The sequence below is a fragment of the Clostridium sp. UBA1056 genome (assembly GCA_002316385.1).
Lineage (GTDB): Bacteria > Bacillota > Clostridia > Clostridiales > Clostridiaceae > Clostridium_J.
In genome coordinates this window covers 23,947-49,272 of sequence record DCDL01000001.1, presented here as the reverse complement: position 1 = coordinate 49,272, position 25,326 = coordinate 23,947, and the positions used below count along the sequence as shown (strand labels likewise).

Below are 25,326 nucleotides of genomic sequence, written 5' to 3'. Positions count from 1 at the left end.
CTAACAATAATATTAAAGTGCACCTTCAATATTTTATATAAGATTAGCAATATATTTTGCGAAAGCCACTTTTTATATGTATTTCTTCAATTATTACCTAAGTTTAAATAGAAAGATCTAACTAATTTAAATGAGTGCTATCTTCATCCTTTTCTTCAGTATTTAATAAACCTGCATCTAAATATTCACTTCCAAAGGAATGCATCATTTCAAGAATAGGTATAATTTCTTTACCAACTTCAGTTAAACTATATTCAACCCTAGGGGGTACTACAGGGTAAACTTTTCTGGATATAAGTTTATCTTCTTCTAAGCTTCTCAATTGTGAAGTCAGCATTTTTTGAGTTACCTTAGGCAATCTCTTTTTAATATCACTAAATCTTAAGGTGCCATAACTTAAGTACCATAAAATTAATATTTTCCATTTACCAGATAGGAGATTTTGTACCACCACCATGGGGCACGTAGAGTACTTAATTCATTGATTCCTCATATGACACTCTTCATGTCTAGGAAATATGCATATCAAATTCTTATCCATTATATTCACCGCCCTAATAGTATATTTATTATATTATAGTACAAAAAGTAACTATATAAAAAAGTCTATAACATCCTCTGCATTATATCATGAATTTCATAGAGGTTAAAATTAAAAATCTACTATTTATATTGTACTATATATAATTTCCTAATATTATTTATTTAATTCTAACATATTAGTATCCTTTATGATACTATGGCACTAAAAATATAGTTAGTAAGAATAAAGTGCCTACTTTCTAAAAATATATTTTGTGATTATAATAAAATTACATTATGAGATAGAAAAAACAAATTAGAAAAATATAAAACATTATGAGAATTCACAAGGAGGATTTACTATGAATATAAAATTACAAGAAAAATATCAACTATATATTGATGGTCAATGGAGAGAGGCTTCTGATGGAGGAGTTTTGAAAACTTACAATCCCGCTACTGGAGAATTCTTAGCTGAAATTGCAGATGCTACAGAAAAAGATGTAGATGATGCAGTAAAAGCAGCTCAAAGAGCTTTCCTAACTTGGGGAAAAACAACAGTTGCTGAAAGAGCAGATGTGCTAAACAAAATTGCAGATATCATTAGTGATAATGCAGAGTATTTAGCTACTATTGAAACTATGGATAACGGAAAACCAATTAGAGAGACTACAGGAGCTGATATACCGCTAGCGGCAGATCACTTTAGATATTTTGCTGGAGTTATTCGTTCAGATGAAGGTAGCTCAACAATGCTTGATGAAAATACTTTAAATATAATATTAAGAGAGCCAATTGGGATTGTAGGACAAATAGTACCTTGGAACTTCCCATTCTTAATGGCTGCATGGAAGCTTGCTCCAGTATTAGCGGCAGGAGATGTTTCAGTATTTAAACCATCAAGTACAACTTCATTAAGTGTACTTGAGCTTATGAGATTAATAGAAAATGTAGTTCCAAGAGGTGTAATTAATATAGTTACAGGTAGAGGTTCTAAGAGTGGAGAATATCTACAACATCATAAAGGCCTTAATAAATTAGCCTTCACTGGATCCACAGAAGTAGGTAGAAAAATTGGACTTGCAGCAGCAGAAAATATCATTCCTGCAACGCTAGAACTTGGGGGAAAATCTGCTAATATATTCTTTAAAGATGCAGATTTAGATATAGCCCTAGAAGGACTTCAACTAGGAATTCTATTTAACCAAGGTCAAGTTTGCTCAGCAGGATCTAGAATTTTTGTACAGGAAGACTTTTATGATGAATTTATAGAAAAAGCAGTTGAAGCTTTCGAGAAGGTTAAGGTAGGTAACCCATTGGATAGTAATACTCAAATGGGAGCACAAGTAAGTGAAGCTCAACTTAATAAAATTCTTAGCTATGTAGAAATAGGTAAGAAAGAAGGAGCTAGAGTAGCTACAGGTGGAGAAAGATACACTGAAGGCGATGCTGCTAAAGGTTACTTCATGAAACCAACTCTTCTTGTAGATGTTACTAATGATATGAGAGTTGCTAGAGAAGAAATCTTTGGACCTGTAGGAGTTGTTATTAAATTCAAGACAATAGATGAAGTAATTGACATGGCAAATGATAGCGAATACGGTTTAGGTGGAGGGGTATTTACCAAAGACATCAATAAAGCTATGAAAGTTGCTAGAGGCATTAGAACAGGTCGTGTATGGGTAAATACTTATAATAATTTCCCAGCTGGAGCACCATTTGGAGGATATAAGAACTCAGGAATAGGTAGAGAAACTCATAAATCTGTCCTAGATGCTTATACTCAAATGAAGAATATTATGGTTAATTTATCTGAAAAACCAAGTGGAATGTATGTAAAATAGGTTTAATCAATATATTAGTAAGGCTATCAACTTTGGTTGATAGCCTTATTTTATGAAGTTTTAACTTTAATAAAAAATTCTATTCGATAGAAATCATCTATTACCATTTCTCTTTATACTAAGGTAAAGTATGGTATAATACAAAAGATAAGATTTAGTGTGATAAGTAAATAATACTTTATATAGATACTAAAGGATAAGAGAGGAAGTAAAAAATGGGAAAAATATTAGTACTAGCAGAGAAGCCTTCAGTAGGTAGAGATTTAGCAAAGGTTTTAAGATGTAATCAAAATAAACATTCATATATAGAAGGAAGCAATTATGTTGTAACCTGGGCCTTAGGTCATTTAGTTGGGCTTCAAGACCCTGAGGATTATGATGAAAAATATAAAAAGTGGAGCATGGAGACTTTACCTATGATTCCACAACGTATGAAGCTTACAGTTTTAAAAAAGACTCAAAAGCAATTTTATGAAGTAAAAAAGCAAATGCTAAGAAGTGATATAGATGAAATAGTTATTGCTACAGACGCTGGAAGAGAAGGAGAACTGGTGGCACGTTGGATAATAGAAAAAGCTGGGGTTAAAAAACCACTAAAGAGATTATGGATTTCTTCTCAAACTGATAAGGCTATTCTAGATGGATTCAAAAATTTAAAGCCAGGTAAAGATTATAATAACTTATTCAAGGCAGCTGTGTGTAGAGCAGAGGCAGATTGGCTTGTAGGACTTAATGTAACTCGTGCTCTTACTTGTAAATACAATGCTCAGCTTTCGGCTGGAAGAGTTCAATCTCCAACACTAGCTATGATAGTTCAAAGAGAAGAAGAGATTAAAAACTTTGTTCCAAAGGATTACTATACAATTACTGCAAAGGGCAGAGAGTTTTCACTTCAATGGGTAGATAAAAATAATTATCAGAGTACCTTTAATGAAGAAACTGCCAATAAAATTTTAGTGAAGGTTAAAGGACAAGAAGCAAGTATTATTGATGTAAAGGAAAGCTTAAAGAAGAAGCCTTCTCCTGCTCTCTATGATTTAACAGAGCTTCAAAGGGATGCAAACAAAATTTGGGGATATTCTGCAAAGCAGACTCTTTCTATAATGCAAAGACTTTATGAAAATCATAAAATATTAACTTATCCAAGAACTGATTCAAGATATATAACTACAGATATAGTAGCTACACTACCAGAAAGATTAAAAGCTATATCTATAGGAGCATATAGAGCAGCAGCTACAAATATCTTAAAGGGAAAAATTACTCCAAGTAAGAGTTTTGTAGATAATAGTAAGATTTCAGATCACCATGCTATAATTCCTACAGAGCAAAGTCTTAATATGTCTAACTTAAGTTCAGAGGAAAGAAATATTTATGATTTAGTAGTTAAGAGATTTTTAAGTGTTATGATGCCACCTTTTGAATATTTACAAACTAATATAGTGACAGAAATAGCCGGAGAAAAGTTTATAGCTAAGGGTAAGGTTATAAAATCTAAGGGATGGAAAGCACTATATGATAGAGAAGACATAGATGATTCAAGTGAAGATGATGGTTTAAAAGATCAAGTGCTTCCAAAGCTTAATGTTGGAGATAAACTAAGAATAAACTCTGTAGATATAAATAAAGGTCAAACTAAGCCACCAGCAAGATTCAATGAAGGAACACTTCTTTCTGCCATGGAAAACCCACATAAGTATATTAATGTAGGTAAGGATGCAGCTAAGACTTTAAATGCTACAGGTGGACTAGGAACTGTAGCTACTAGAGCAGATATTATAGATAAATTATTTAATTCATTTTCTATAGAAAAGAGAGGAAAGGAAATAGTTCCAACCTCTAAGGGAAAACAGCTTATAGAATTAGTTCCAAGCGATCTTAAGTCACCACTTTTAACGGCTAAATGGGAAAGTCAACTAGAGGATATTAGCAAGGGGAAAGAAGATGCTATGGACTTCATTGCAGAGATGAGAAGATATTCAAGAGCTCTAGTTGAAGATGTTAAAGTCAATGGTAATAAGTTTGTCCATGAAAATGTCACAGGTGCAAAATGCCCTAAGTGCGGAAAATACATGTTAGAGGTTAAGACTAAAACTGGAGTTATGAATGTGTGCCAAGATAGAGAATGTGGTCACAGAGAAGGTGTTAGTAGAACTACAAATGCTCGTTGCCCAGAGTGTAAGAAAAAACTTATGCTTAAAGGACATGGAGAAGGTCAAATTTATGTATGTCCAGGAGCAAACTGTAACTTTAGAGAAAAGGCATCCCAGTTTAATAAGAGATTTGAAAAGGGCGGCAAAGTAGATAAGAGAGATGTTAATAATTACATGAAGAAGATGAAAAAAGAAGCAGAACAAGAAGCAGCTAATGATAATCCATTTGCAGCATTAGGAGATTTGTTTAAGAAATAAGGAGTATAATTATGGATGGAACTAAAAGATCAGATATAAAGGTAGGGGCAAAGGTCTTAGTAGTAAAGAAGGAAGATCAAGCAACTGGGAAATTAACTGAGGGAATAGTTAAGAGGTTATTAACTAATTCATCAGTACATCCAAGAGGTATTAAGGTAATGCTTGAGGATGGTGTAGTTGGAAGAGTACAAGAAATTAGATAGAAATGCACTAGGACAGTCATCAAATTTTTAATTTTGGTAGTATAATTATAGTTTTAAAACAAATGAAAATAGGCTTTAGATTTGTATTTATAAATCTAAAGCCTGTTTTTTATAAAAATTATAAAATAAAGTTAGAGAGATTAATGTAACAATATGATTATTGTTACATTATGCTTTAACTAGTAATAAGTTGATATTTGGTATATAATTTACACTAAGGAATTATATTTTATCATTTACAAGGGGGATATTTATATGGATAAATGTTCAATATGTGGTGCACCTATAGAGAATGGAAAATGTGCATATTGTGGTGCAACATTTACACAGATTAATACTAATAAGGAACAATATCAACAACAATTTCAATCTCAACCTCAATCTCAACAACAACCTCAACCTCAGATAATTATTAATAATACGGTTACAAATTCAGCGATTAATGGTGGATTTATGCACTCAGCAAGTTATAAAGATAAAACTGTAGCATTGATTCTATGTATTCTTTTAGGATATTTTGGGGCACATAGATTTTATGTTGGTAAAACAGGCATGGGGTTACTTTATCTCTTTACCGGTGGAATATTTGGGATTGGTTGGATTATAGATATTTTCTTGATTGCAGGTGGTTCATTTACAGATAGTAACGGATTACCACTAAAATAGGAGGTGAAATTTATGGGTATTATGGATTTTGTAAAAGGTCAATTTATTGATGTTATTGAATATGTAGATGAAAGCAATAAGATTATTGTCAATAAGTATAATCGTCCTAATAATGAGATTAAGCAAGGGGCTAGAGCAATTGTTAGAGAAAGTCAAGCAGCTATATTTTTAAAAGGTGGGGAGTTGGCAGATATATTATATTCAGGAACCTATTCTTTGAATACTGATAATTTACCAATCTTATCAGCTTTGACGGCATTTGGATATGGGTTCAATTCTCCTATTAAAGCTGATCTATATTTTATTAGTCTAAGGCAATTTATAGATAATAAGTGGGCAACAAAAACTCCAATTATTAAACGTGATAACGAGTTTAATATGGCGCGAATAAGATCATTTGGAAAATATGCATTTAGAATTGTTGATGTTGAAAAATTCATGAAGGAATTGTTTGGTACACAGGGGAAAGTTCTTACATATGATATTATTGAATATTTATCATCTTTAATTACTGAATCTGTTGTAATTACAATAGGTGAAACAAATATGCCTATACTGGATTTAGCTATTAAGTATAGAGAATTATCTAGTGTAGTTCAAAAAACAGCAAACACTAAAGCGGCACAAATGGGGATTGAATTTAGTAACGTTGTAATTGAAAGTATATCATTACCAGATGAAGTAGAACAAATGATTGATGAACAGTCTGGAATCGGAATGGCAAGTAAAGACATGAATACATTCATGAAATATCAAACAGCAAGAGCAATGCGTGATGCTTCAAAACAAGAAGGTGGGTTAGCTGGATTGGGTGCAGGTATGGCACTTGGAAACACAATGGCGGGTACAATCTCTAATGCCACAAGTTTTGAAACAAATTGTAAAAGTAGTGCCGATCAATTACGTGAATTGAAGAATCTGCTTGATGAAGGAATATTAACACAAGAAGAATTCGATGCAAAGAAAAAACAAATATTAGGTTTATAAGAATAATGTTCGAGATGGCTTTAAATAAATATATATTTTATTAAACAAGAGTTTATAAGAGTAAAATATCTTACAAACTCTTTTATTATATAATTAATTAAACACTAGTGATACTAATTATAATATTAAATCAATATGTAGAGTTGATAAATATAATTAGAGTATTTTTACCATGAACAATTCGTCAAAATTACTTTAGAAATGTTAAGAATAATAGCGCAAGCTATAACTTTGCTTATGATGGAAATGGAAATCAAAAATCTGTATCAGTAGGAAGCAATACACTTATAACAAACAACTATGATAATATATTAGGAGTATTAAAAAATGCTACCTATGGTAATGGAAATACAGTAGCTTATACTTATGATAATTTAAATAGGGTAACTAGCAAAACTTTAGATGGTAAGATATCTTAAATATTAGGAGATGATATAATGCAAAATAGTGATTTTATTGGATATGTTGGGAATTATAAAGTGCATGATAGTAAAGTAGAAAATATAATTAATAGCGGTAATGATGTTACAGTATTGCTTAAGAGTCAAGAAGGAGAAGTTATTAGTGTTAGATTTTTAAGCGTACAAGAAGTTATTGAAAAAAGACCTGTAGGAATGATTCTATACGCAATATGTGAAATGAAAGATATTGCACCATGTCGAAAGTTTGTATTTGCAAATACAGATGAGGAAGATGAAGCTTCACTTATAGTTGTAGCACATGAATATCATATAGAATAATAAAAAAATAATGGAAAACAACTAACTACAAAAGTAGCTTAATCAAGCTGCATAATTATAAAACTAGATGCTTTTAATTAATAATTGTTGATAGTGAATCAATTATAGTTCATTGTGGTTTAGTAGGCTTCACTTTAAGGGAAATAAGAGTGTACACAAGATGAATTTATCTAAAAAATTAGAAGTGAAAATATCAAATTAGCTTAATATGTAAGTAGATGAAACTTTATTATGCCTAGTTAGAAGAACTAGACTTCTGCTAGGTTTTTAATTTGAGATAAATGTAAAAAATAATAATTGGTACAGTGATATAACAAAACCAGTTATAGGTGTAGGAATAATGGTTACAACTGGTATTGCAATTGCCTGGGTTGTGGGAAATGACATTACTAGAGTTGGTTTTGCAGATGATATGAGTATTGTACCACTTGGAGGTGCTTTTAGTAGAGGGGGTATTATGATTTTTGGAGGCTAATTATGAGAGGTATTAGTTTTATACGTAATAAATGTGATGATTCAATATTTGCGACTATTTTAGATGGCGTTGATGTTAAAAGATTATATTGGAATGTATCAGAAGATGAAGTATATCTTAGTAATGATGACAATTTATTTATAGAAAAATTTATTGACGGAAGCACGTTTTTTAGTTTAATAAATATTAACTATTATATGTCTATTTTTGCTAATATTAAAGCATATACAGATAATAATTATTCAGATAATATTAATTGTTATGATGATTTTTTAAAAAGTAATTGTGAATTAGTTATATTATGTTCTGATAGTGCTTATTTTGAAATCTATTCAAAGAGTACCAGTATAATAGAAATTATTAAATCCAATTGCATTAAAAAAGGTTTTGATGAAATTGAATATATTACCGACGAAAATGATTGTAGAACAATATTTAGTGTTGGATAGTATTAGAAAATAGGTAAATGAAATAATTATTATTAGTATTTAATAATAAATTTAGAAAGAAAGTTTCGTTATATTTACTATAATGAAACTTTCTTTCTTTATATATGAAGATAATAAGTTTATTATCTTGACTTTATATGAAAAAATATAGAATCCTATTTAGAAAAAGTCTATCCTAATCTATACAAGTAAGTTACACTAGCTAAATCAGGGGTTTAGAGTGTCATTTAAATGCATGCTAGAAGGAAATAAGGTAGATTATGAAGAAATAACTAATAGAACTCAAATTGTTTCTTATATCTACGACATTTGAGGTAAGTTAATATCTATAGCTGAAACACTTAAAGACATTGTATGAGTAAAGAATCCATATAGATATATAGTATATAAGTATGATACAGATACTGGATATTACTACTTACAAAGTCGTTGCTATAATCCTGAGTGGGTAGGTTTATCAATGCGGATAGTTTACTTGGATAAACAGGAGAATTGTTAGAACACAACTTATTTAGTAATGATGTAAGACCTGAATTGAGGAAAAGACTAACGTATGAGATTGACGCACCAAAGTATGGATATGAGATTCATCCAATTGATAACGAGTATAACATGCCTCATATAAAATGGAGAGATTGGTCTAATGGAAAAGCTAATGGGGCGGATGGATACATTTTTGGGGATAACTAATATTAAAAGATTGATAAGATATTTTACTAGGAGGGGTAAAGATGTATAAATTTAATGGAGATGAAATGGAATTTAATGAAGCAGATAGAATTCTAGGTAAGTTTAAAAAGATTTACATAGACAAAAACTATCCAGAGAGAATACTATTCATTAATCATTTAAATAGATATGATGAAATAATTCCATTTGAACGATTACGCAAAGTAAATATACCGAAAGAAAAGAGTCTCTTTATGTATCATGAAAGGCTAAAAACCATCTATATTACTAACTTTGAACAAATATGTTTATATGTTGAGCAATTAGAGCCATGGCAAGATATTGACTGTCTAATCTTTGATGAGGAACTTAATTGGTTTTTGGGGCTAAATCATAGTGAAGAAGTTTTGATTTATAATATTATAGCACGCCCTCAATGATATATCTGCAGATTATGCAAATGAACAGTTAAGTAATTAAGTAGGGGGAATATCTATGAAAGAGAATGAAATGAAACCAAGTACAGGTATAATCTTAGCTATGTTAGGTTTAGTTTTATATAACTTATTTAAAGGTTCAAAGGTGATTATTGCAATAGCTATTATTTTTATACTTGCTAGTATTTATAAAATATACAAATCATATAAAAGTACTAAAAGTATAACTTATGATAGTATGGCTTATATAGTATGTATATTAGCGGGAATTATAATAATACTTTATGAAGAAAATTATAATAATATTTCACATAGCTTGTTTATACCAATATCAGTATGTGTTTTTACTATATTTTTTATTATTATCGGATTTTTAAATGTAAGAAAATCTGGAGATAAACAAAAAATAAAGCTTATAACAGTATCAGGTATAATTACAATAGTATTAGCATTATTATTTACAGCAATGATTATTATGTGGTCATAGATAAAATCTTTAAATTCAAATAAAATATAGCTTAATAATATTTAGAAAAAGATAGAAATAGATATATGAATTTTAAATTTACTATGATTAAATTATAAATTTAATTGAATAAAGAATTATTAAAAACTTTCGTTTTTAGTGAAGTGGTTGTATTGTTATCATATCTTTTGAAGCCTTAATATCTAATTTCACCAATACCTACTACTAGTAGAAAATAGGAGGAGTAAAATGGATAAGAATATTTTTTTAAATCTCAGTTGGAATGCTTCTTTAAATAATCAGAATAAAACTATAAATGAGCTTGCTTCAGTTGAAAGCTTAGATCTAAAGGATTTATTACAACCAGTTAGTAAAGAATACTGGGAAAATGCAGCAAAGGTCTTGCTTAAAATGGGCTATTCTAGGATAAGGGGAGCAATACCTGGATTATTAGTATGGCTACAAGATATTAATTGGCCAGGTTCAAATGTAGTAATGGAACTGTTAAGAACAATACCTAAAGCTGAGTTTGTTCCATATTTTGAGGATGCTGTTAAAGAGGCTTTGAGTTCAGATGATGAAATATGGATAGAAAACTTATCATATTTTTTATTACAGTTAAGCTTAAAGGAAAATGACTTTACTTCAAAGGATGTATATTTATCTTTATTGGCAGGTAGTGAGTTTTGGAAATAGCACGAAAAGATAATAAAATTAAAGAATCATATCCTTAGAAAACTCCTTCATAGCTTTTTCTAAAACCATACTAATAAATTTATCCTTTTCTTTTGTATAGGCACTTCTATCATCTGCAAATTTTAAGGCTAACTCATTTTTAAGTTTTGAATATTCATTGACATAATCACTGTGTAGGCGAAGATAATCTCTAAAGTATATATGATTTTTCCACATGTTACTATTAATAGCTTCTACGTGAAGATAGTGAGTTCTTAATTCTTCACTGCCCTTGGCAAATAAAACTCTACCTTCGATTCCACCATCTCCTCTATAGTTATAACCAATAGATTCTAATAGTTCTCTAAAGTCATTTACTACATTTAAGGATTTAACTCCCATGGCTATATCAATAATAGGTTTGGAATCTAGACCTTTTATAGAGGTACTTCCTACATGTTCAATAGCTAGTACATAATCCCCAACTACTGAACTAAGAAGATTCTTCTCTTTATTAAATTCATCTTTCCACTGATCAGTATATGGAGCTAGTTTAACAATTCCTCTTGACAATCCAATCATTACTTTATACCTCACGTTTATTTTTATTATTTCTTTGTTAAGTATTGGGCTTATTTAATTTACATATATGCTAATTATAATATTAAATTAAATATATTGCATAGAGTTAGCTAGCATGAAATTACAATTAAGAATTGTACAAAACAAAATAGGATAAAATTTAAAATTTTATATTAGTAACATATGTTACAGAGTTTATATGTATATTACTATAAAATCATAAATGTAGAGATTAATAAAATATAAACTGCTTAAGAAGTTTAATATAGGTTAAGCAGGTTAAAATATATTTAGCTAAAGAATTATGTTATAGGAAGATATTGAATTTAGCAATAAAAAGCAAATTTAATATGATTTCTAAATGTAGGAATAAGCTTAGATACATTTAAATAATAGGAGGAGAAAGTATGAGTTTATATTTAGGGAAAATACATTATTGGTTATTTAACAAGATTCTATGGTTTGAGGGATTAGAAGAAGAAATAATTAATCTAGCTAAGGAGGAAGGGTTAGATGTAGCTTCACTAGCTAAGGAAATCAATGAAAAGCATGGAGAGAAGCTACTTAATCTTCCTTTAGAAGATATGATAGATACAAGTAATATTCATGGTTGGTTACAAGGAAAGATTCATTCAGCAGAAGGAAGAATGGCTGCTTGGACAACTAAATTATTTAATAATGATGAAAAAGCTAAAGCTAAATTAGAAAATATTTATATTCATCAGGGAATAAAGGCTGCAAAGGAAGTTAAAGAAAAGGGAGATGCAGCGGCTAATGCTATGGATATATACGATAGAGTAAACGACTATATATTAGATGGAATGCCATGTGACAGAGTAAATGAAATTAGTATGTCTATTGAAGATATGGTGCAGTGGAAGAGAAGAATTTGTGTTCATAAGGATATATGGGATAAAGAATCAGGTGATGTTTCTTATTTCTACAACTTAAGAGGGCTATGGATTAAAGCTTTTGTTAATGAAGTTAACAGTGACTTTGAATATATAGAGGCAGAAGATGGGATTCAGGAAATTAAGAAAAAATAGAAGGTTAGGAGGAGAAAAAATGAATGCTATAGATTTAATGATGGAAGAGCATAAATATATTAAACGTATGCTTAATGTAGTTAGAAAAGCTACTTATAAAGCTTTAGAAGAGAAGAATGTAAACTATGAAGATTTTTATAAAATGATAGATTTTATTAGAAATTTTGCAGATGCTCATCATCATAAAAAGGAAGAGGTAATTCTTTTTAATAAAATGGTAGATGAACTTGGACTTGTAGCAGAGAAAACTGTAAAATATGGAATGCTTGTAGAACATGATATGGGAAGACTATATATTACAGGACTAAGTGAAGCACTTGAAAATTTAAAATCTGGCAATAAAGAAGCTATATTAGATGTTATTGCTAATGCAATCTCCTATACTCATCTATTAGAGAGACATATAGATAAAGAAGATAATGTAATATACAAATTTGCAGCTAGAGAGCTAAAACAAGAAACTATGGATAAGGTAAATGCAGATTGTATTGAATTTGAAGGTGCAAATACTGAAACTATGGAGAAATATATAGCAATATTAAAAGAATTAGAAGAAAAATATTTATAACACTTATTAGTTTAAATAGTAAAAATTAAAATCATAGGAGGAAAATAATATGATAAATAAAGATATGACAATTGGTGAAGTTATTAGAATGAAAGAAGGAGCTGCTGAGATTTTAATGAGCTTTGGCATGGGCTGTGTAGGTTGTCCATCAGCTCAAGCAGAAACTTTAGCAGAAGCTGCTTTAGTTCATGGGTTAGATATAGAAAAGTTATTAGCTGCATTAAATTAATATTATAAAGATAATTCTTTGAAAAATATATTTAAATAAGTGTGAAAAGAGGAATTTAAATGGGTTTAGATAGTAATGTATTGACACCATTAAGTATAGATGAGATAGATGCTAGAACGAAAGTAATAGTAGCTAATGAAAAATTTAAAACTATATTTTTTAATTTTGTAGCAGGAAGTGGCAAGCCATATCATACTTATAATGGTTATGCATCAGTTCAAGTTTATGAGGGCATTATAATTATGGAGTTTAAAACAGGAGAAAAATTTAGACTAAAGAAAGGTGATTTTCTTCCTTTTGATGCAAGAATAGATCATAATATAGTTGCTGAAGTGGATAGTAAAGTATTAGTAACTATTTCTGAAGCTTTAAGTTAAAGTCTTAAATAAATATAATTATATCTAAAAGAGATATTAAAGAAGATTACTTTTAATATCTCTTTTTACTTTGTTTAAAAAAATGTTGAAATTTATTTAAATAATATTTTTTAATTCATAGTATTATAGTAGACAATGACTCAATAATATTTTATATTATATAGTTAGAAAGTTGTAAATTAGACTTGAAAGGTAAATAATATATAATATATAAGTTAGGCAAATAAGAAATTATTTTTATCACTGAATTTAACGTTGAAGAGTACAAGTCTAGATTTAAAGGAATATAGACTGGAAAGGATATTATAAATGATAAATAAGATAAAAAGTTTAATTGATAACAAAGCTCCCTTAGGAAGCTTTGGCATAGAAAGAGAAGCTCTAAGAGTAGATAATGATGGGAGATTATCTTTAGAGCCCCATCCAAAAGGACTTGGAGAAAAGAGTAAGAATCCATATATAACTACAGATTTTTCAGAGAGTCAAGTGGAGGTAATAACTCCACCCTTTGATAATGTAGAAGAGGTATATAATTTTTTAAATGTACTTTATGATATTGTGGTGGAGGAGATAGGACCAGAGTATTTATGGCCACAGTCTATGCCGTGTATAATACCTGAAAATATACCTGTAGCTGAATTTGGAGAAGATGAATCCTCTAAGGAGGCTACAAAGTATAGAGAAACGTTATTAGATAAATATGGTGGAAAAAAACAGTTAATTTCAGGAATTCATTATAACTTTTCTTTTAATGAAGAGTTAATTAAAGAACTTTATAAAGAGGTTTCAGATAGCTTAGATTATAAAACCTTTAAAGATGATATTTATCTAAAGATTACAAGAAATTATCTTCGTTATAGATGGCTAATAGTATATTTATTAGGAAGCACTACAACTTTACATTCAACTTATATAGAAGAGTGCGAGTGTAGAAAATGTTTTAAGGAAGTAGCTATAGATAGCTATTCCCATGAAGGTGGGATTTCTTATAGAAATGGAGAATGTGGATATAAAAATTTAGTGGATTTATTTCCAGGCTATAGCAGTGTAGAAGGTTATGTAAAAAGTCTTAAGGAGTTTATAGGAGATGGACTTATAGAAAGTCATAAGGAGCTATATAGCCAAATAAGACTAAAACCTAAAAATCCAAAGGATTTCTTCAGTTCACTACTTCAAGATGGAATTAAGTATCTAGAATATAGAACTATAGATGTTAATCCTTTTGAAAAGGGAGGAATAAGTTTAGGTGATTTAAAATTCCTAGAAATATTTAATTTATTTCTTCTATTAAAAGATGAAAGCTCCTATGATATGTGGCAAGAGGAGGCTCTAGAAAATCAAAATCTAATAGCTAAGTTTGGTAAAAAAGATATTAAGCTTAAAAAGGATGGAGAATATATATCAAAATCTCAATGGGCTTTAGATGTTTTAGAAGAAATAAGATGTATTTGTAAAGAACTTAGTCTAGGCAATGATGATACCATAGATGAAATGATAGCCAAAGTAAAAAATGTAAATCTAACTTATGCCCATAGAATTGAAGAGAAGGTAAAAGAAGAAGGCTATGTAAATGCTTATTTAGCCTTGGCAAAGGAATATAAGGAATGTGCTAAGAATAACACTAATAAATTACCAGGCTATGAAAACTTAGAATCTTGGGCACAGAAACTAATTAGAGATGCCATCAAAAATGGTGGGAAGACTTTTTAGTAGTTATAAATAGTTTAAACTTCTTTGAAGAGGGGTTTAGTAAAGCATTGCCATAATTGAGATTATAAAATAATCATAGAAATATAATATAAGGATGTCTGAAAATAAGCTAATCTTAAATTAATGAGGCTTTCGCAAAATATATTACTAATCTTATATAAAATATTGAAGATGCACTTTAATATTATTGTTAGCGAATGCCATTTGCANNTTAGTATTTATGAATGGTAAAATCGTAAGCAACACAACTTGTTTGAGTGTATACGAGTTGTTGTGTTGTAGATTTCATCTTGAATAAATGCTTTAGTAAATCAATATTCCGAAACGGCTGAGCGTTAATAATATAAGTGCCACTCCAATATTTATTTAGATTAGCTTATTTTGCGAAAGCCCCATTTTATAAAGACTGGTGAATTATTTTTTAGATTTTATCTTAATTTTTAGTGACAAGAAAAACCACCATTAAAATATTGATTATTAGAATCATTGGAAGGATAGTAAAATTCACTATCTATATCATTTTGTATAGTAGAATCATCTATAGAATTTAAATCATCTACTACTTTTATAGTTCCTCTAAGCATACCCATCCAGCAGCTGTAGTTTATGTCTCCGCCTTCAGGAGTAAATTCTATTACATTTTCTCCAGAGGATAGAGTTTTTTGAACATTCATAGAAGGAATAACAATTTTATTATTACAGAAGTTAATACTTTCACCATCTATTATGAATTCAGTAGGAATTCCCTTTTGAACATAAACTGTACTTGGAGTATATCCCTGATTAGTAGCAGCAATTTTTATAGTTTGTTTTCCTTTAGAAATTGTTGCTTTATTCACTGAAGCCTTCTCAGATACACTTGTGTTGTTGCTTCCACCTAAAGATAGGGAGTTAGGCATTACATTAATTCCCATTAAGGATACCCCACGATTGGCCATGATAATTCCTAGAACTATGATGATACCACCACTATATTTAATTAGTCTATTAGAGTTTTTCTGATTAAGCAGATTAGCGATAACTCCAAAGCCTAACATCAAAGGAATTGTACCTAATGCAAAGAAAAACATTGATGTTGCACCAGCTATAACACTACCAGAAGCTAGAGCATAAAGCTGCATGGTTTGCAGCGGACCACAAGGCATAAATCCGTTTAATAATCCAACTATAAGAGGATTTCTAGATTTTTTTTGAGAATTACAGCTATTCCAAGGAAGTTTTACAGAAAATTTTCTGAAAGCTTTAAAGCCATATAAGTTTAGTCCCATAATTACCATAAATATACCTGCAACTATTGCTATGAGACCTTGAGCACCAAAGGAAAGAGAAAACACCTCACCTATACCTCCTACAATACCACCTAGGATAGTGTAAGAAATTAAACGACCTAAATTATACATAAGACCTGGCTTAAATTTGCTTTTTTCAGGAATTATTTGAGAAGTAATACTTTGTGACATCATTATTCCACCGCACATACCTACACAGTGTAGAGAAGTCAGAACCCCAATGGTAAATAGAGCAATATAGCTAACTCTATTACTTAAAGCAGAAGACATGTCAAATACGCCAGTACCTTTGCCAAGACGGATCATAAGTAGAGCGATAAGAACTATTCCAACAATGGGAAGAAATTCTGATTCACTCTTTTTTTTATCACCAGTAACCTTATAACCAGCTTTCTCCATGGTGTAAACTATAGTCGAATAGGATACCTCTTCAGCATCATACTCAATATATACCGTCCCCTTGCTGTAGCTTGCCTTTACAATTGTAACCCCAGAAAGCTTTTTAAAATGTTTTTTAATAATATTTTCACAGGAATTACAGACCATATTATCAATATTTAGAGTTATAGACTTATTAGACAAAATTATCACCTCATACATAATTTTAAGATAGTAACTAAAGTATATATTTAAGTTGTGAAGATTTTATGGAGGATTCTACATAGAATCTTCATAATGATTTATTATAATTAAGAAGAACATTATAATGATTTTAAATTTATGGAGGACCATATATGAAAATAGATATACTTATTGTGGAAGATGAAGTTAAAATTTTGGAAGTTTTAGAAGCTTATTTAAAAAAGGCCGGCTATGGAGTCATAACTGCACTTAATGGAAATGAAGCTCTTGATAAATATGAACAGTATAATCCTAAGTTAGTAATATTAGATTTAATGTTACCGGATATATCAGGAGAAAAGATTTGTGAAACCATAAGAAGGGAATCAGATGTGCCTATAATAATGCTAACAGCTAAGGTTGAAGAAGAAAGTATTTTAAATGGCTTTTCTCTAGGTACCGATGACTATATAACTAAACCATTCAGTCCTAAGCAAGTGGTAGCTAGAGTAAATGCAATATTAAAAAGAACTTTAAACTATAATCAAGATAATATCTTAAGATTCAATAATGGAAACTTAGTTTTAAATTTAGATAACTATGAGGTAAGAAAAAATGATAATTTAATAGAATTAACTCCTTCAGAGTTTAAGATACTTTTAACATTGTGTGAAAGTCCAAAGAAAGTATTCACTAGGGCAGAACTTTTAGATAGAGCTCTAGGTGATGATAGTGATGTCTATGATAGAATAATAGACTCTCACATAAAAAATTTAAGAAGTAAGATAGAGGATAATAGTAAAAATCCTAAATACATTATAACAGTCCACGGTATAGGATATAAATTTGGTGGTGAATGATTCAATGAAGCTAAAGCATAGACTTACTTTAATTTTTATATTATTTTCCATGACTATAATATTTTTAATTAGCTTTGCATCTCATATGTTTATGAAGGAAAACTTTAATAGATATCTAGAAGATATAATAGAAGAGAGAAAGAATGTACTAATTAGAGATATAAGTAATACCTATAAAAATGGAGCATGGGGTAGAGAAGATATAGAAAAAATAGGCCTTGAAGCTATAGATAATGGTTTCATAATAAAGGTTAAAGATGTATCAGATAATGTGATATGGAGTGCTAAAACTCATAATAGCAGTATGTGTGAGGCTATGATGGATAGGATGGGTTATAATATGAACATTATAAATCCTGGATATCAGGGAGATTATACTGAGGAAACATACAATCTAAAAATAGATGATAATTCTGTAGGAACTCTTGAAATAGGATACTATGGACCTCTTTATTATAATGATTCAGATGTAGGTTTTTTCAAAACCTTAGATAATATATTAATTTTTGTAGGAATTTTTTCTTTAGGTGTTTCCATATGTATAGGAGTTTTAATTTCTACATCCATAAGTAAACCCATAGGAAGTGTAGTTAAGGCTACAAATTTCATAGCTACAGGAAAATATAAAAATAGAATTAAAGAAGAAAGTAATATTAAAGAGATTAAGGAAATGATTAATTCCGTAAATACTTTAGCAAATAGTTTAGATGAGGAAGAAAAAATAAGAAAAATCTTAACTAAGGATATATCCCATGAGCTTAGAACCCCTTTAACTACTATGCAAGGTCAGCTTGAGGCGTTAATAGATGGAATTTGGGAGCCCACAGAAGAAAGGCTACAAAGCATCCATGAGGAGGTACAAAGATTAAGTCGGTTAGTAGGATCCCTAGAGCATCTCTCTAGGTATGAAAGTGAAGATTTGATTTTAAATAGAAGCGAAGTAAATATAAAGGATTTAATAGAAATGGTTTTAATAAATTTTGAAAAGCAACTACATGATAAAGATATTAATGTAACAAGAATTTTAGAAAGTTCCATGGTAGCTGCAGATAAGGATAAAATCATTCAAGCTTTAGTAAATATTATTTCTAATGGGATAAAGTATACTGAACAAGGAGGAATAATTGAAGTTACTTGTCGTGATAAAAAGGATAAGGCAATAATAAATATAAGAGATAATGGCATAGGAATTTCTAAGGAACATTTACCTTATATTTTTCAACGATTCTATAGAGCTGATGAATCTAGAGCTAGAGCTACAGGAGGAGCAGGTATAGGACTTACTATATCTAAGGCAATAATAGAGGCTCATGGAGGAACAGTAAAAGTAAAAAGCAAATTAAATGAAGGAACAGAATTTATAATAGAAATACCTAAGTTATAGCAAATTTAAATAAGGAGCTTTCATAAAGCAGATAATCTGAAATTAATAATGAGCATAAGCTTATATTATTATGGATCAACCCTTTCTTAACAATAATAGCTCATACTCATTATTTTATGAAGGTTCCTATTTTATTACATAATAGAAAAGATTAGTGTTTTGTACCGTAAGAGTTAGATACAGAGCAATAAAATATAGGTAGTTTTGGTGGACAATAAGTAAATAAATAAAAGATAAATGTAGCAATGAATAGCATGATTATAGCTATTTTATCCATAACAGATGGAAGCTTAGGTAGTAACATTATATTGTAGCTTACTAGTAGTCCTATTATAATACTAATTTCAAAAATAATTAAATCCTTCAGAAGAGAGTGTGAGTTATTATTTTTAAGAGTTCTATAGTAAAGAACTAGCATGGAAATTGTAGTTATATAAGCACTTGAAGTCTTTGCAAATAAAAAATTATTTACATATTTACCAACAAAAAAGTATTCTATAAGTGCGAATATTAAAGGCGACCAGAAGGTAAGTTTGCAATGTTCCCATACGCTTTCATTAACAGCAAATATACCAGAAGTAAAGGTTAGTTTGTTTGTCATTTCATAGCCAAAGTGAATTATGGTACCTATTAGAAAAATCATAATTACACCAATACATTCCCACATAAATAGTGCAGACTTCATAAATATCCTCCTTATATAATGTAGTTATAACATTTTATAGAAAATATATTTAGTATATTAAATTTATATGCTATATTAATGAATAATATCTTTAATGTATTATAATAATAAATACGATATAAAATTTTTTGCTAGTGCTTATATGGATGAAAAGTGGTAAAATATAAGCATATGTTATAAATGGAAAGGTTAGGTGGAGAAAAATGATATATGATAAAATACAATTACCTTATGAGTACAATGGCTTAGAGCCATATATTGATGCTTTAACAGTTGAAACTCACTATGGCAAACATTTGCAAACTTATGTAAATAATCTTAATAAGTTACTTGAAGGGCAGGAAGCTCTTACTACAGGTAAAACTTTAGAGCAACTATTAGAGAATTTAGATAGTATTCCAAGTGAAATTCGTCAAGGAGTTATTAACCAAGGTGGAGGAGTTGCAAACCACAACTTCTACTTTAGTATTTTAACACCAGGTGGAAAAGGTGAACCAAAAGGGGAATTACTTGAAAAGATTAATAAAGCTTTTGGAAGCTTTGAAAACATGAAAGAAGCTGTTACTAAGGCTGCTGTTGGACAGTTTGGTTCAGGTTATGGATGGCTTGTATTAAATAAAGATGGCGAATTAGAAGTTATGGCTACTTTAAACCAAGAATCACCTTTAAGTGTAGGTAAAAAGCCAATTTTAACTATAGATGTTTGGGAGCATGCTTATTACTTAAAATATAAAAATGTAAGACCAGATTATGTTAATAGCATTTGGAACTTATTTAATTGGGATAAGATTCAAGAAGTATATGAAGGCTATAGATAATATATAAAATCTTAACTACTTAACATTTTAACTATTTAAAATTCTAACATCTTAACATTTTATATATGCAAAATGTTAAGATGCTGCTTTCTTTAGAGAAATTAGGTATATAGTTTTTAAATGTGTAGTAAAATGTAAAGTTTTTATGGGGTTATCTGTAGTGCTATTAAGCATCACTACAAGTTACTATATTATGAGATTTATTGAATTAAATATCTTTAGAAAATCTTTAGATTTTCTAAAGATATTTTTAATATATAGCTATTGTGTATAACGTAATACTATGATAATATAAGAATATAAAGGTACTACGCAAAACGTAGTACTAAATTTTAAAAAGACTACTACGTTTTACATAGTAATTTTATGAATTTTTTAGGAGGTGTTGTGTAATACACAGTAACTTCTATATTTTTAAGGAACTATTGTGTTTTGCATAGTATGAAAATAGCCAAGGTTATTGCAAAGAGAAATTATATTATTATTAAAAATTTAATAAAGGAGGGTTAGATATGAGTACACAACTCAGAAAGGGCGTAATTGAAATTTGTGTTCTTACACTTATTAATGATAGAGATATGTATGGTTATGAAATTGTAGAAAATATTTCAAGAGTTATGTCAGTAAAAGAAAGTACCATATATCCACTATTGCGAAGGCTTACCACAGAAGGAAATTTTGAGACTTATATGATGAAGTCAGAAGGTGGACCTGACAGAAAGTATTATAGAATAACAGGTTATGGAAGAGATAACTTAAGAACTTTAGTTAAAGAGTGGGATGAGTTCGTAAGAGATGTAAATTTAATTTTAGAATGTTATAGGAAGGAGAGAGAATAATGAGTAAAAACGATTTTCTAGATATACTAAGGGATTATTTAAAGGGATTTTTTAGTGAGCTTGAGATAAATGATATATTAAGAGACTATGAGGAGTTTTTCTTAAATGGAGAACTTCAAGGAAAAAGTGATGAGGAGATTATAAAAAGCTTAGGATCTCCCAAAAGTATTGCTAATGAGCTAATTGAAGAGATGAAGGGGCAAAGAAAAACTACAGGTAATACAAATAATGAATTTAAAGATAAGCTTTCTAAGAGAGCTAAAAGCCTTTGGGAAAATATAAAAAGACAAGGTAAAAAAATAGGTAATAAAACTAAAGAATTTTTAGATTCTAATTCAGTAATTAATGGAAAGATATCTTCTGCTGGAGTGAAATTAATAATAGTTGTTATAAGTGTCATGCTGTTTTTCCCAGCGTTAACTATAGCTATGACTATGATATTCAGTGGGTTAGGCCTCATTGGAGCATCCATTGCAAACTTTATAGGTTATCTAGGAGCTGCCTTTCTTTGTGGAATTAATATATCCATGGGAATATTTGGGTTCTTTGCTTGCATAGCGTGGACTGGATTTATTATCTTAGGCTGGACAGTTTACTGTTTAGTATATAAAGGATTAAAATACCTAGTAGTTCAGTATATATCTTGGATTAAAACTAGAAATATGTATATTAGAGTTAAAAATGAACAAGAAAACAATGTAGGAAATGGTGAGAATACTACTGAAAAAAATGAAGAACGAGCTAATGAGGATCATACTGGTTATGAAGATACCTTTAATCAGAAATATATAGTAGAAGGTTCGAAGGAGAATGAACAGGTAGAAGAAAGTTCTGTAGAAGATAAAACCTATAATGAAAAGCCTGTATTTACAGAAGTTATAGATGTAGATTATGAAGAAGAAATAAAAAATAAAGAAGATGAGGAGGGAAAGTCTAATGAATAGATGGAAAAAATCTCTTATTGTAGCTGGAGTTTTTATTACAATAGGAATTGTAGGATCTATAATAAGTGGAATCTATGTAATTCCGAAAGTTGTAAATGAAGCCTATAGAGTTCAACGAAATGTAATAAATGCAGCTCCAATGGAAAGAGAAGTATTTGTAACTGAAGAACAGGTTGATTCCATTGATATTTCATCCTTAGAAAGTAAAGGGTATAATGTAGAAATTAAATCTTCACCGGATAAAAATGCTAGAGTTAAGGTCCTAGAATATCTAGAAAATGATATGAAGGTAGAAACTTCCTATGATGCAAATACAAAGGGACTTAAAGTAGTAGGTGATAGAACTATGTATAATTTCTTTGAAGCGGAAAATATAAAAGGATTCTTTGAAAAGTCATATGATGCAATTATATATACCCTTATGGAAGAAAGAAATGACAATGCTCAAATTATTATAGAAGTTCCGTCAGGAGTAGATATTAATTTTAATGGTAACTATGACACAAATCTAACAATAGAGAATAGTAAAGTTTTAAAGGATACATTGATATTTGCAAGCCCTAGAGATGGATATGTAGACCTACCATACAATAATACCCTTAAAAATATAAGTATTAAAACTAATAATTATTTAGAGATGGATTTAAGAGAGTTTATAAATGCTGAGAATGTTAGAATAGATTGCAACAATATAAAGGTATACTCAGGAGGCACTTACAAAGAATATCAGGGAAGAGAGGCGTTACCTAATAATGTTACTGTCAATGCCAATTATATAAATATGGAATCTTATATGCCAGTAGGAAAAAATGTTGTATTAGCTGGACATGACGTGAAATATAAAACCAATTTTGATGAATATGCTATGAAGGTTGATTTGAGAAATAATAGTGGTGAATCACACTTTAGCGATAAAAATTTAGAGAGAGAGCAAAGTTTTAATTCTATAACTTTCAATAATAACTATGAAGGTTATATAGGTAGAGGAGAAAATAAGGATTTTAGTTTAAGTGTATCAGGATACGATATATGTAGATTTGAACATTCATCAACTTCAGATTTATAAATAGATTTATATGACTAATATATAGTTTTAAGCATAATTGGGCTGAAAGGCTGTTGTAAAATATATTGCTAATCTTTATAAAATACTGAGTATAACTTTATTTTAAAGTTATACTCAGTATTTATTTAGGATTAGCTTATTTTGCAGCATTTTTTTTATGAATAAGCTTTAACTACATATATTGATATAGGGAAAGCAGTTGACATTTAATTTATAAGAAGTTAGTATATACCCATGAATGCTTGGACTAAGGAGGTGACATAGAATAAATCGGAAAAAATAAATTTTATAAGCTAAATAAGATTAAAAAGAGGTAAACTAATGAATAAGAAAATAAAGTTAATTATTTCAGTAATGATATGCACTAATCTAGTTGCCACCAGTGCTATGGCAGATGAAATAAGTGATAAGAAACAACAGTCAAGTGGTATTAAAGAGGAAATAGGTAGTGGCAAGGAAAAAATAAAAGAGCTAGAAAAGAATAAAGAAGATGTTCTTCAGAATATGGAAGATCTTAATGAAGAGATAAATACCTTAGATAATGAAATTTATAAGTTGAAGTTAGACATGGATAAAGCTACTACGAAAATAGGGGACCTTAATGAAAAGGCTGAAAAGCTAGAAAAAGATTTAGAAGATAATAAGGACATCATGTATAAAAGAATGAGAACTCTATATAAAAATCAAGAACAAGGCTATATTGAGGTTCTTTTGGAGTCTAAGGGGTTTTCTGATTTTTTTAATAGGTTAGAAGTGGTTAAAACTATTCTAGATTTCGATAAGGGAGTACTATCTGATTTTGCAAATAGCCAAAAGGAGCTACAGGAAACAATACAAGCTGCATCTAATGAAAAAGAAGATCTACAGCAAAATATGGCTATAAAAGAAACAAAATCTAAAGAGCTTGATAGCAAGAAAAATGAAAAATCTGTGATGATGGCTAAGATAGAAGAGGATATAGATGTTCAGGAAAAAATGATAGCCCAAAAGGAATCCGAATTTCAAGAAATTGTTGCTATAATCAACAATATGGAGGAAACTGCTAAAAGTAAGGAAGAAGCTGCTAAAAGGCCAAGTAGAGGAGATTCAGTAAACTCGCAGAGTGAACAAGTATCATCTAATCAAGTATCATCTAATGGTGAAATTTCCTCTATAACTGGAAATATAGCTTATCCAATTACGTCAGGCTATGGATGGAGGACAAATCCTATTAGCGGTAAGGAAGAATTTCAAGCTGCCGTTGATATTGGAGCGCCACAAGGTGCGGGTGTACATTCATTGATGGATGGTACTGTAGCTTATTCAGGTTGGATGAATGGTTATGGAAATGTAGTAGTAATAAATCATGGAAGCATTAGCAGCTTATATGCTCATAATTCACAGCTTTTAGTTAGTGCAGGAGACAGTGTTAAAGGTGGACAACAGATTTCCTTAGTGGGAACTACGGGATATTCAACAGGACCACATATACATTTTGAAGTTACCAATGCTAGCGGAGAGAAAATAGATCCAACACCATATTATATTTATTAAGAAGATAATATATATAATTTAAAATACATAGGAAAATTTAAAATAATTTTTTGAAATACAAGAGTGTAGTTAAATTTGTTCATAGGATTTAACTACACTCTTTCTTATATGACTAAATTGTAAGATAATTATTGATTATGTAAGATAAGGTTTATGGTGAAAGAGATTTTTAATATATATAATGATATTTGTAAAGAGAATGAAGGGGTTAATATGATTTTTTTAATAAAATTATTAACTTCACTGATATTCAAGTTATTATGACTATAAGGCATCTTCAAAAAATAAGTA

The 25,326-nt window shown here is 29.6% G+C and carries 28 protein-coding genes; 24 read left to right on the top strand and 4 right to left on the bottom strand.

Annotated elements, in window-relative coordinates:
* Nucleotides 1–121: 121 nt before the first annotated feature.
* Nucleotides 122–457, bottom strand: coding sequence for a winged helix-turn-helix transcriptional regulator (locus tag B3W71_RS00245; protein ID WP_346886931.1), 336 nt, complete (start codon nt 455–457; stop codon nt 122–124).
* A 427-nt stretch (nt 458–884) separates the two neighbouring features.
* Between B3W71_RS00245 and B3W71_RS00240 the strand changes: the two genes are divergently transcribed.
* The 12 genes from B3W71_RS00240 (at nt 885) to B3W71_RS00185 (ending at nt 10,565) form a co-directional block, all read left to right on the top strand.
* Nucleotides 885–2,366 carry an aldehyde dehydrogenase family protein gene (locus tag B3W71_RS00240; RefSeq protein WP_346886930.1) on the top strand — a complete coding sequence of 494 codons (1,482 nt, stop codon included), beginning with the start codon at nt 885–887 and terminating at the stop codon, nt 2,364–2,366.
* 215 nt (nt 2,367–2,581) lie between these two features.
* Complete coding sequence (locus B3W71_RS00235) at nt 2,582–4,777, top strand: DNA topoisomerase III (protein WP_346886929.1); 2,196 nt, start codon at nt 2,582–2,584, stop codon at nt 4,775–4,777.
* A gap of 11 nt (nt 4,778–4,788) precedes the next feature.
* Nucleotides 4,789–4,980: a YwbE family protein gene (locus B3W71_RS00230; protein ID WP_346886928.1), complete on the top strand. Its 192-nt coding sequence runs from the start codon at nt 4,789–4,791 to the stop codon at nt 4,978–4,980.
* A gap of 255 nt (nt 4,981–5,235) precedes the next feature.
* Nucleotides 5,236–5,646: a TM2 domain-containing protein gene (locus B3W71_RS00225; RefSeq protein ID WP_346886927.1), complete on the top strand. Its 411-nt coding sequence runs from the start codon at nt 5,236–5,238 to the stop codon at nt 5,644–5,646.
* Between the two features lie 12 nt (nt 5,647–5,658).
* Complete coding sequence (locus tag B3W71_RS00220) at nt 5,659–6,633, top strand: SPFH domain-containing protein (protein WP_346886926.1); 975 nt, start codon at nt 5,659–5,661, stop codon at nt 6,631–6,633.
* 437 nt (nt 6,634–7,070) lie between these two features.
* Nucleotides 7,071–7,373 carry a hypothetical protein gene (locus B3W71_RS00215; RefSeq protein WP_346886925.1) on the top strand — a complete coding sequence of 101 codons (303 nt, stop codon included), beginning with the start codon at nt 7,071–7,073 and terminating at the stop codon, nt 7,371–7,373.
* Nucleotides 7,374–7,713: 340 nt separating this feature from the next.
* Nucleotides 7,714–7,848, top strand: a complete 135-nt coding sequence (locus B3W71_RS00210) for a hypothetical protein (RefSeq protein ID WP_346886924.1) — start codon at nt 7,714–7,716, stop codon at nt 7,846–7,848.
* A 2-nt stretch (nt 7,849–7,850) separates the two neighbouring features.
* Nucleotides 7,851–8,297, top strand: coding sequence for a DUF2691 family protein (locus B3W71_RS00205; RefSeq protein WP_346886923.1), 447 nt, complete (start codon nt 7,851–7,853; stop codon nt 8,295–8,297).
* 492 nt (nt 8,298–8,789) lie between these two features.
* The gene (locus tag B3W71_RS00200) at nt 8,790–8,987 is read left to right on the top strand and encodes a hypothetical protein (RefSeq protein ID WP_346886922.1); all 198 of its coding nucleotides are present in this window, start codon (nt 8,790–8,792) and stop codon (nt 8,985–8,987) included.
* 41 nt (nt 8,988–9,028) lie between these two features.
* Entirely contained in the window at nt 9,029–9,406 is a 378-nt protein-coding gene (locus B3W71_RS00195; RefSeq protein WP_346886921.1) for a hypothetical protein, read from the top strand.
* A gap of 55 nt (nt 9,407–9,461) precedes the next feature.
* Nucleotides 9,462–9,890 (top strand): hypothetical protein, encoded by a 429-nt coding sequence (locus B3W71_RS00190; RefSeq protein ID WP_346886920.1) that lies wholly within the window; start codon nt 9,462–9,464, stop codon nt 9,888–9,890.
* Between the two features lie 228 nt (nt 9,891–10,118).
* Nucleotides 10,119–10,565: a DUF5071 domain-containing protein gene (locus B3W71_RS00185; protein WP_346886919.1), complete on the top strand. Its 447-nt coding sequence runs from the start codon at nt 10,119–10,121 to the stop codon at nt 10,563–10,565.
* An 18-nt stretch (nt 10,566–10,583) separates the two neighbouring features.
* On the opposite strand, the gene B3W71_RS00180 is transcribed toward B3W71_RS00185, so the two are convergent.
* Nucleotides 10,584–11,126 (bottom strand): GrpB family protein, encoded by a 543-nt coding sequence (locus B3W71_RS00180; RefSeq protein WP_346886918.1) that lies wholly within the window; start codon nt 11,124–11,126, stop codon nt 10,584–10,586.
* A 407-nt stretch (nt 11,127–11,533) separates the two neighbouring features.
* On the opposite strand from B3W71_RS00180, the gene B3W71_RS00175 reads away from it, so the two are divergent.
* The 5 genes from B3W71_RS00175 to gshAB all read left to right on the top strand — a co-directional run bounded on the left by B3W71_RS00175 (nt 11,534) and on the right by gshAB (nt 15,056).
* Nucleotides 11,534–12,172 carry a hypothetical protein gene (locus B3W71_RS00175; protein WP_346886917.1) on the top strand — a complete coding sequence of 213 codons (639 nt, stop codon included), beginning with the start codon at nt 11,534–11,536 and terminating at the stop codon, nt 12,170–12,172.
* 19 nt (nt 12,173–12,191) lie between these two features.
* The gene (locus B3W71_RS00170) at nt 12,192–12,740 is read left to right on the top strand and encodes a hemerythrin domain-containing protein (RefSeq protein WP_346886916.1); all 549 of its coding nucleotides are present in this window, start codon (nt 12,192–12,194) and stop codon (nt 12,738–12,740) included.
* A 49-nt stretch (nt 12,741–12,789) separates the two neighbouring features.
* Complete coding sequence (locus B3W71_RS00165) at nt 12,790–12,969, top strand: DUF1858 domain-containing protein (protein ID WP_346886915.1); 180 nt, start codon at nt 12,790–12,792, stop codon at nt 12,967–12,969.
* 59 nt (nt 12,970–13,028) lie between these two features.
* On the top strand, nt 13,029–13,346 hold the full coding sequence (locus B3W71_RS00160) for a cupin domain-containing protein (protein WP_346886914.1): 318 nt from the start codon (nt 13,029–13,031) through the stop codon (nt 13,344–13,346).
* Between the two features lie 309 nt (nt 13,347–13,655).
* Nucleotides 13,656–15,056 carry a bifunctional glutamate--cysteine ligase GshA/glutathione synthetase GshB gene (gshAB, locus tag B3W71_RS00155; protein WP_346886913.1) on the top strand — a complete coding sequence of 467 codons (1,401 nt, stop codon included), beginning with the start codon at nt 13,656–13,658 and terminating at the stop codon, nt 15,054–15,056.
* Nucleotides 15,057–15,496: 440 nt separating this feature from the next.
* Here gshAB and B3W71_RS00150 read toward each other — a convergent pair whose 3' ends face one another.
* Nucleotides 15,497–16,927, bottom strand: a complete 1,431-nt coding sequence (locus tag B3W71_RS00150; RefSeq protein WP_346886912.1) for a sulfite exporter TauE/SafE family protein — start codon at nt 16,925–16,927, stop codon at nt 15,497–15,499.
* A 152-nt stretch (nt 16,928–17,079) separates the two neighbouring features.
* On the opposite strand from B3W71_RS00150, the gene B3W71_RS00145 reads away from it, so the two are divergent.
* Entirely contained in the window at nt 17,080–17,766 is a 687-nt protein-coding gene (locus tag B3W71_RS00145) for a response regulator transcription factor (protein ID WP_346886911.1), read from the top strand.
* A gap of 4 nt (nt 17,767–17,770) precedes the next feature.
* The gene (locus B3W71_RS00140; protein ID WP_346886910.1) at nt 17,771–19,150 is read left to right on the top strand and encodes an ATP-binding protein; all 1,380 of its coding nucleotides are present in this window, start codon (nt 17,771–17,773) and stop codon (nt 19,148–19,150) included.
* A 151-nt stretch (nt 19,151–19,301) separates the two neighbouring features.
* On the opposite strand, the gene B3W71_RS00135 is transcribed toward B3W71_RS00140, so the two are convergent.
* Nucleotides 19,302–19,835, bottom strand: a complete 534-nt coding sequence (locus B3W71_RS00135) for a DUF6512 family protein (RefSeq protein WP_346886909.1) — start codon at nt 19,833–19,835, stop codon at nt 19,302–19,304.
* Nucleotides 19,836–20,041: 206 nt separating this feature from the next.
* Here B3W71_RS00135 and B3W71_RS00130 point away from each other — a divergent pair, with 206 nt between their 5' ends.
* From B3W71_RS00130 to B3W71_RS00110, 5 genes are all read left to right on the top strand, one after another.
* A complete protein-coding gene (locus tag B3W71_RS00130) occupies nt 20,042–20,653 on the top strand; it encodes a superoxide dismutase (RefSeq protein WP_346887003.1) in 612 nt (203 codons plus the stop codon).
* Between the two features lie 512 nt (nt 20,654–21,165).
* Nucleotides 21,166–21,492 (top strand): PadR family transcriptional regulator, encoded by a 327-nt coding sequence (locus B3W71_RS00125; RefSeq protein WP_346886908.1) that lies wholly within the window; start codon nt 21,166–21,168, stop codon nt 21,490–21,492.
* Entirely contained in the window at nt 21,492–22,436 is a 945-nt protein-coding gene (locus B3W71_RS00120; RefSeq protein WP_346886907.1) for a DUF1700 domain-containing protein, read from the top strand. The genes B3W71_RS00125 and B3W71_RS00120 overlap by 1 nt, the downstream gene beginning before the upstream one ends.
* Complete coding sequence (locus tag B3W71_RS00115; RefSeq protein ID WP_346886906.1) at nt 22,429–23,502, top strand: hypothetical protein; 1,074 nt, start codon at nt 22,429–22,431, stop codon at nt 23,500–23,502. Before B3W71_RS00120 ends, B3W71_RS00115 begins: the two co-directional genes overlap by 8 nt.
* A gap of 321 nt (nt 23,503–23,823) precedes the next feature.
* On the top strand, nt 23,824–25,035 hold the full coding sequence (locus B3W71_RS00110) for a murein hydrolase activator EnvC family protein (RefSeq protein ID WP_346886905.1): 1,212 nt from the start codon (nt 23,824–23,826) through the stop codon (nt 25,033–25,035).
* The last annotated feature ends 291 nt before the right edge of the window (nt 25,036–25,326 follow it).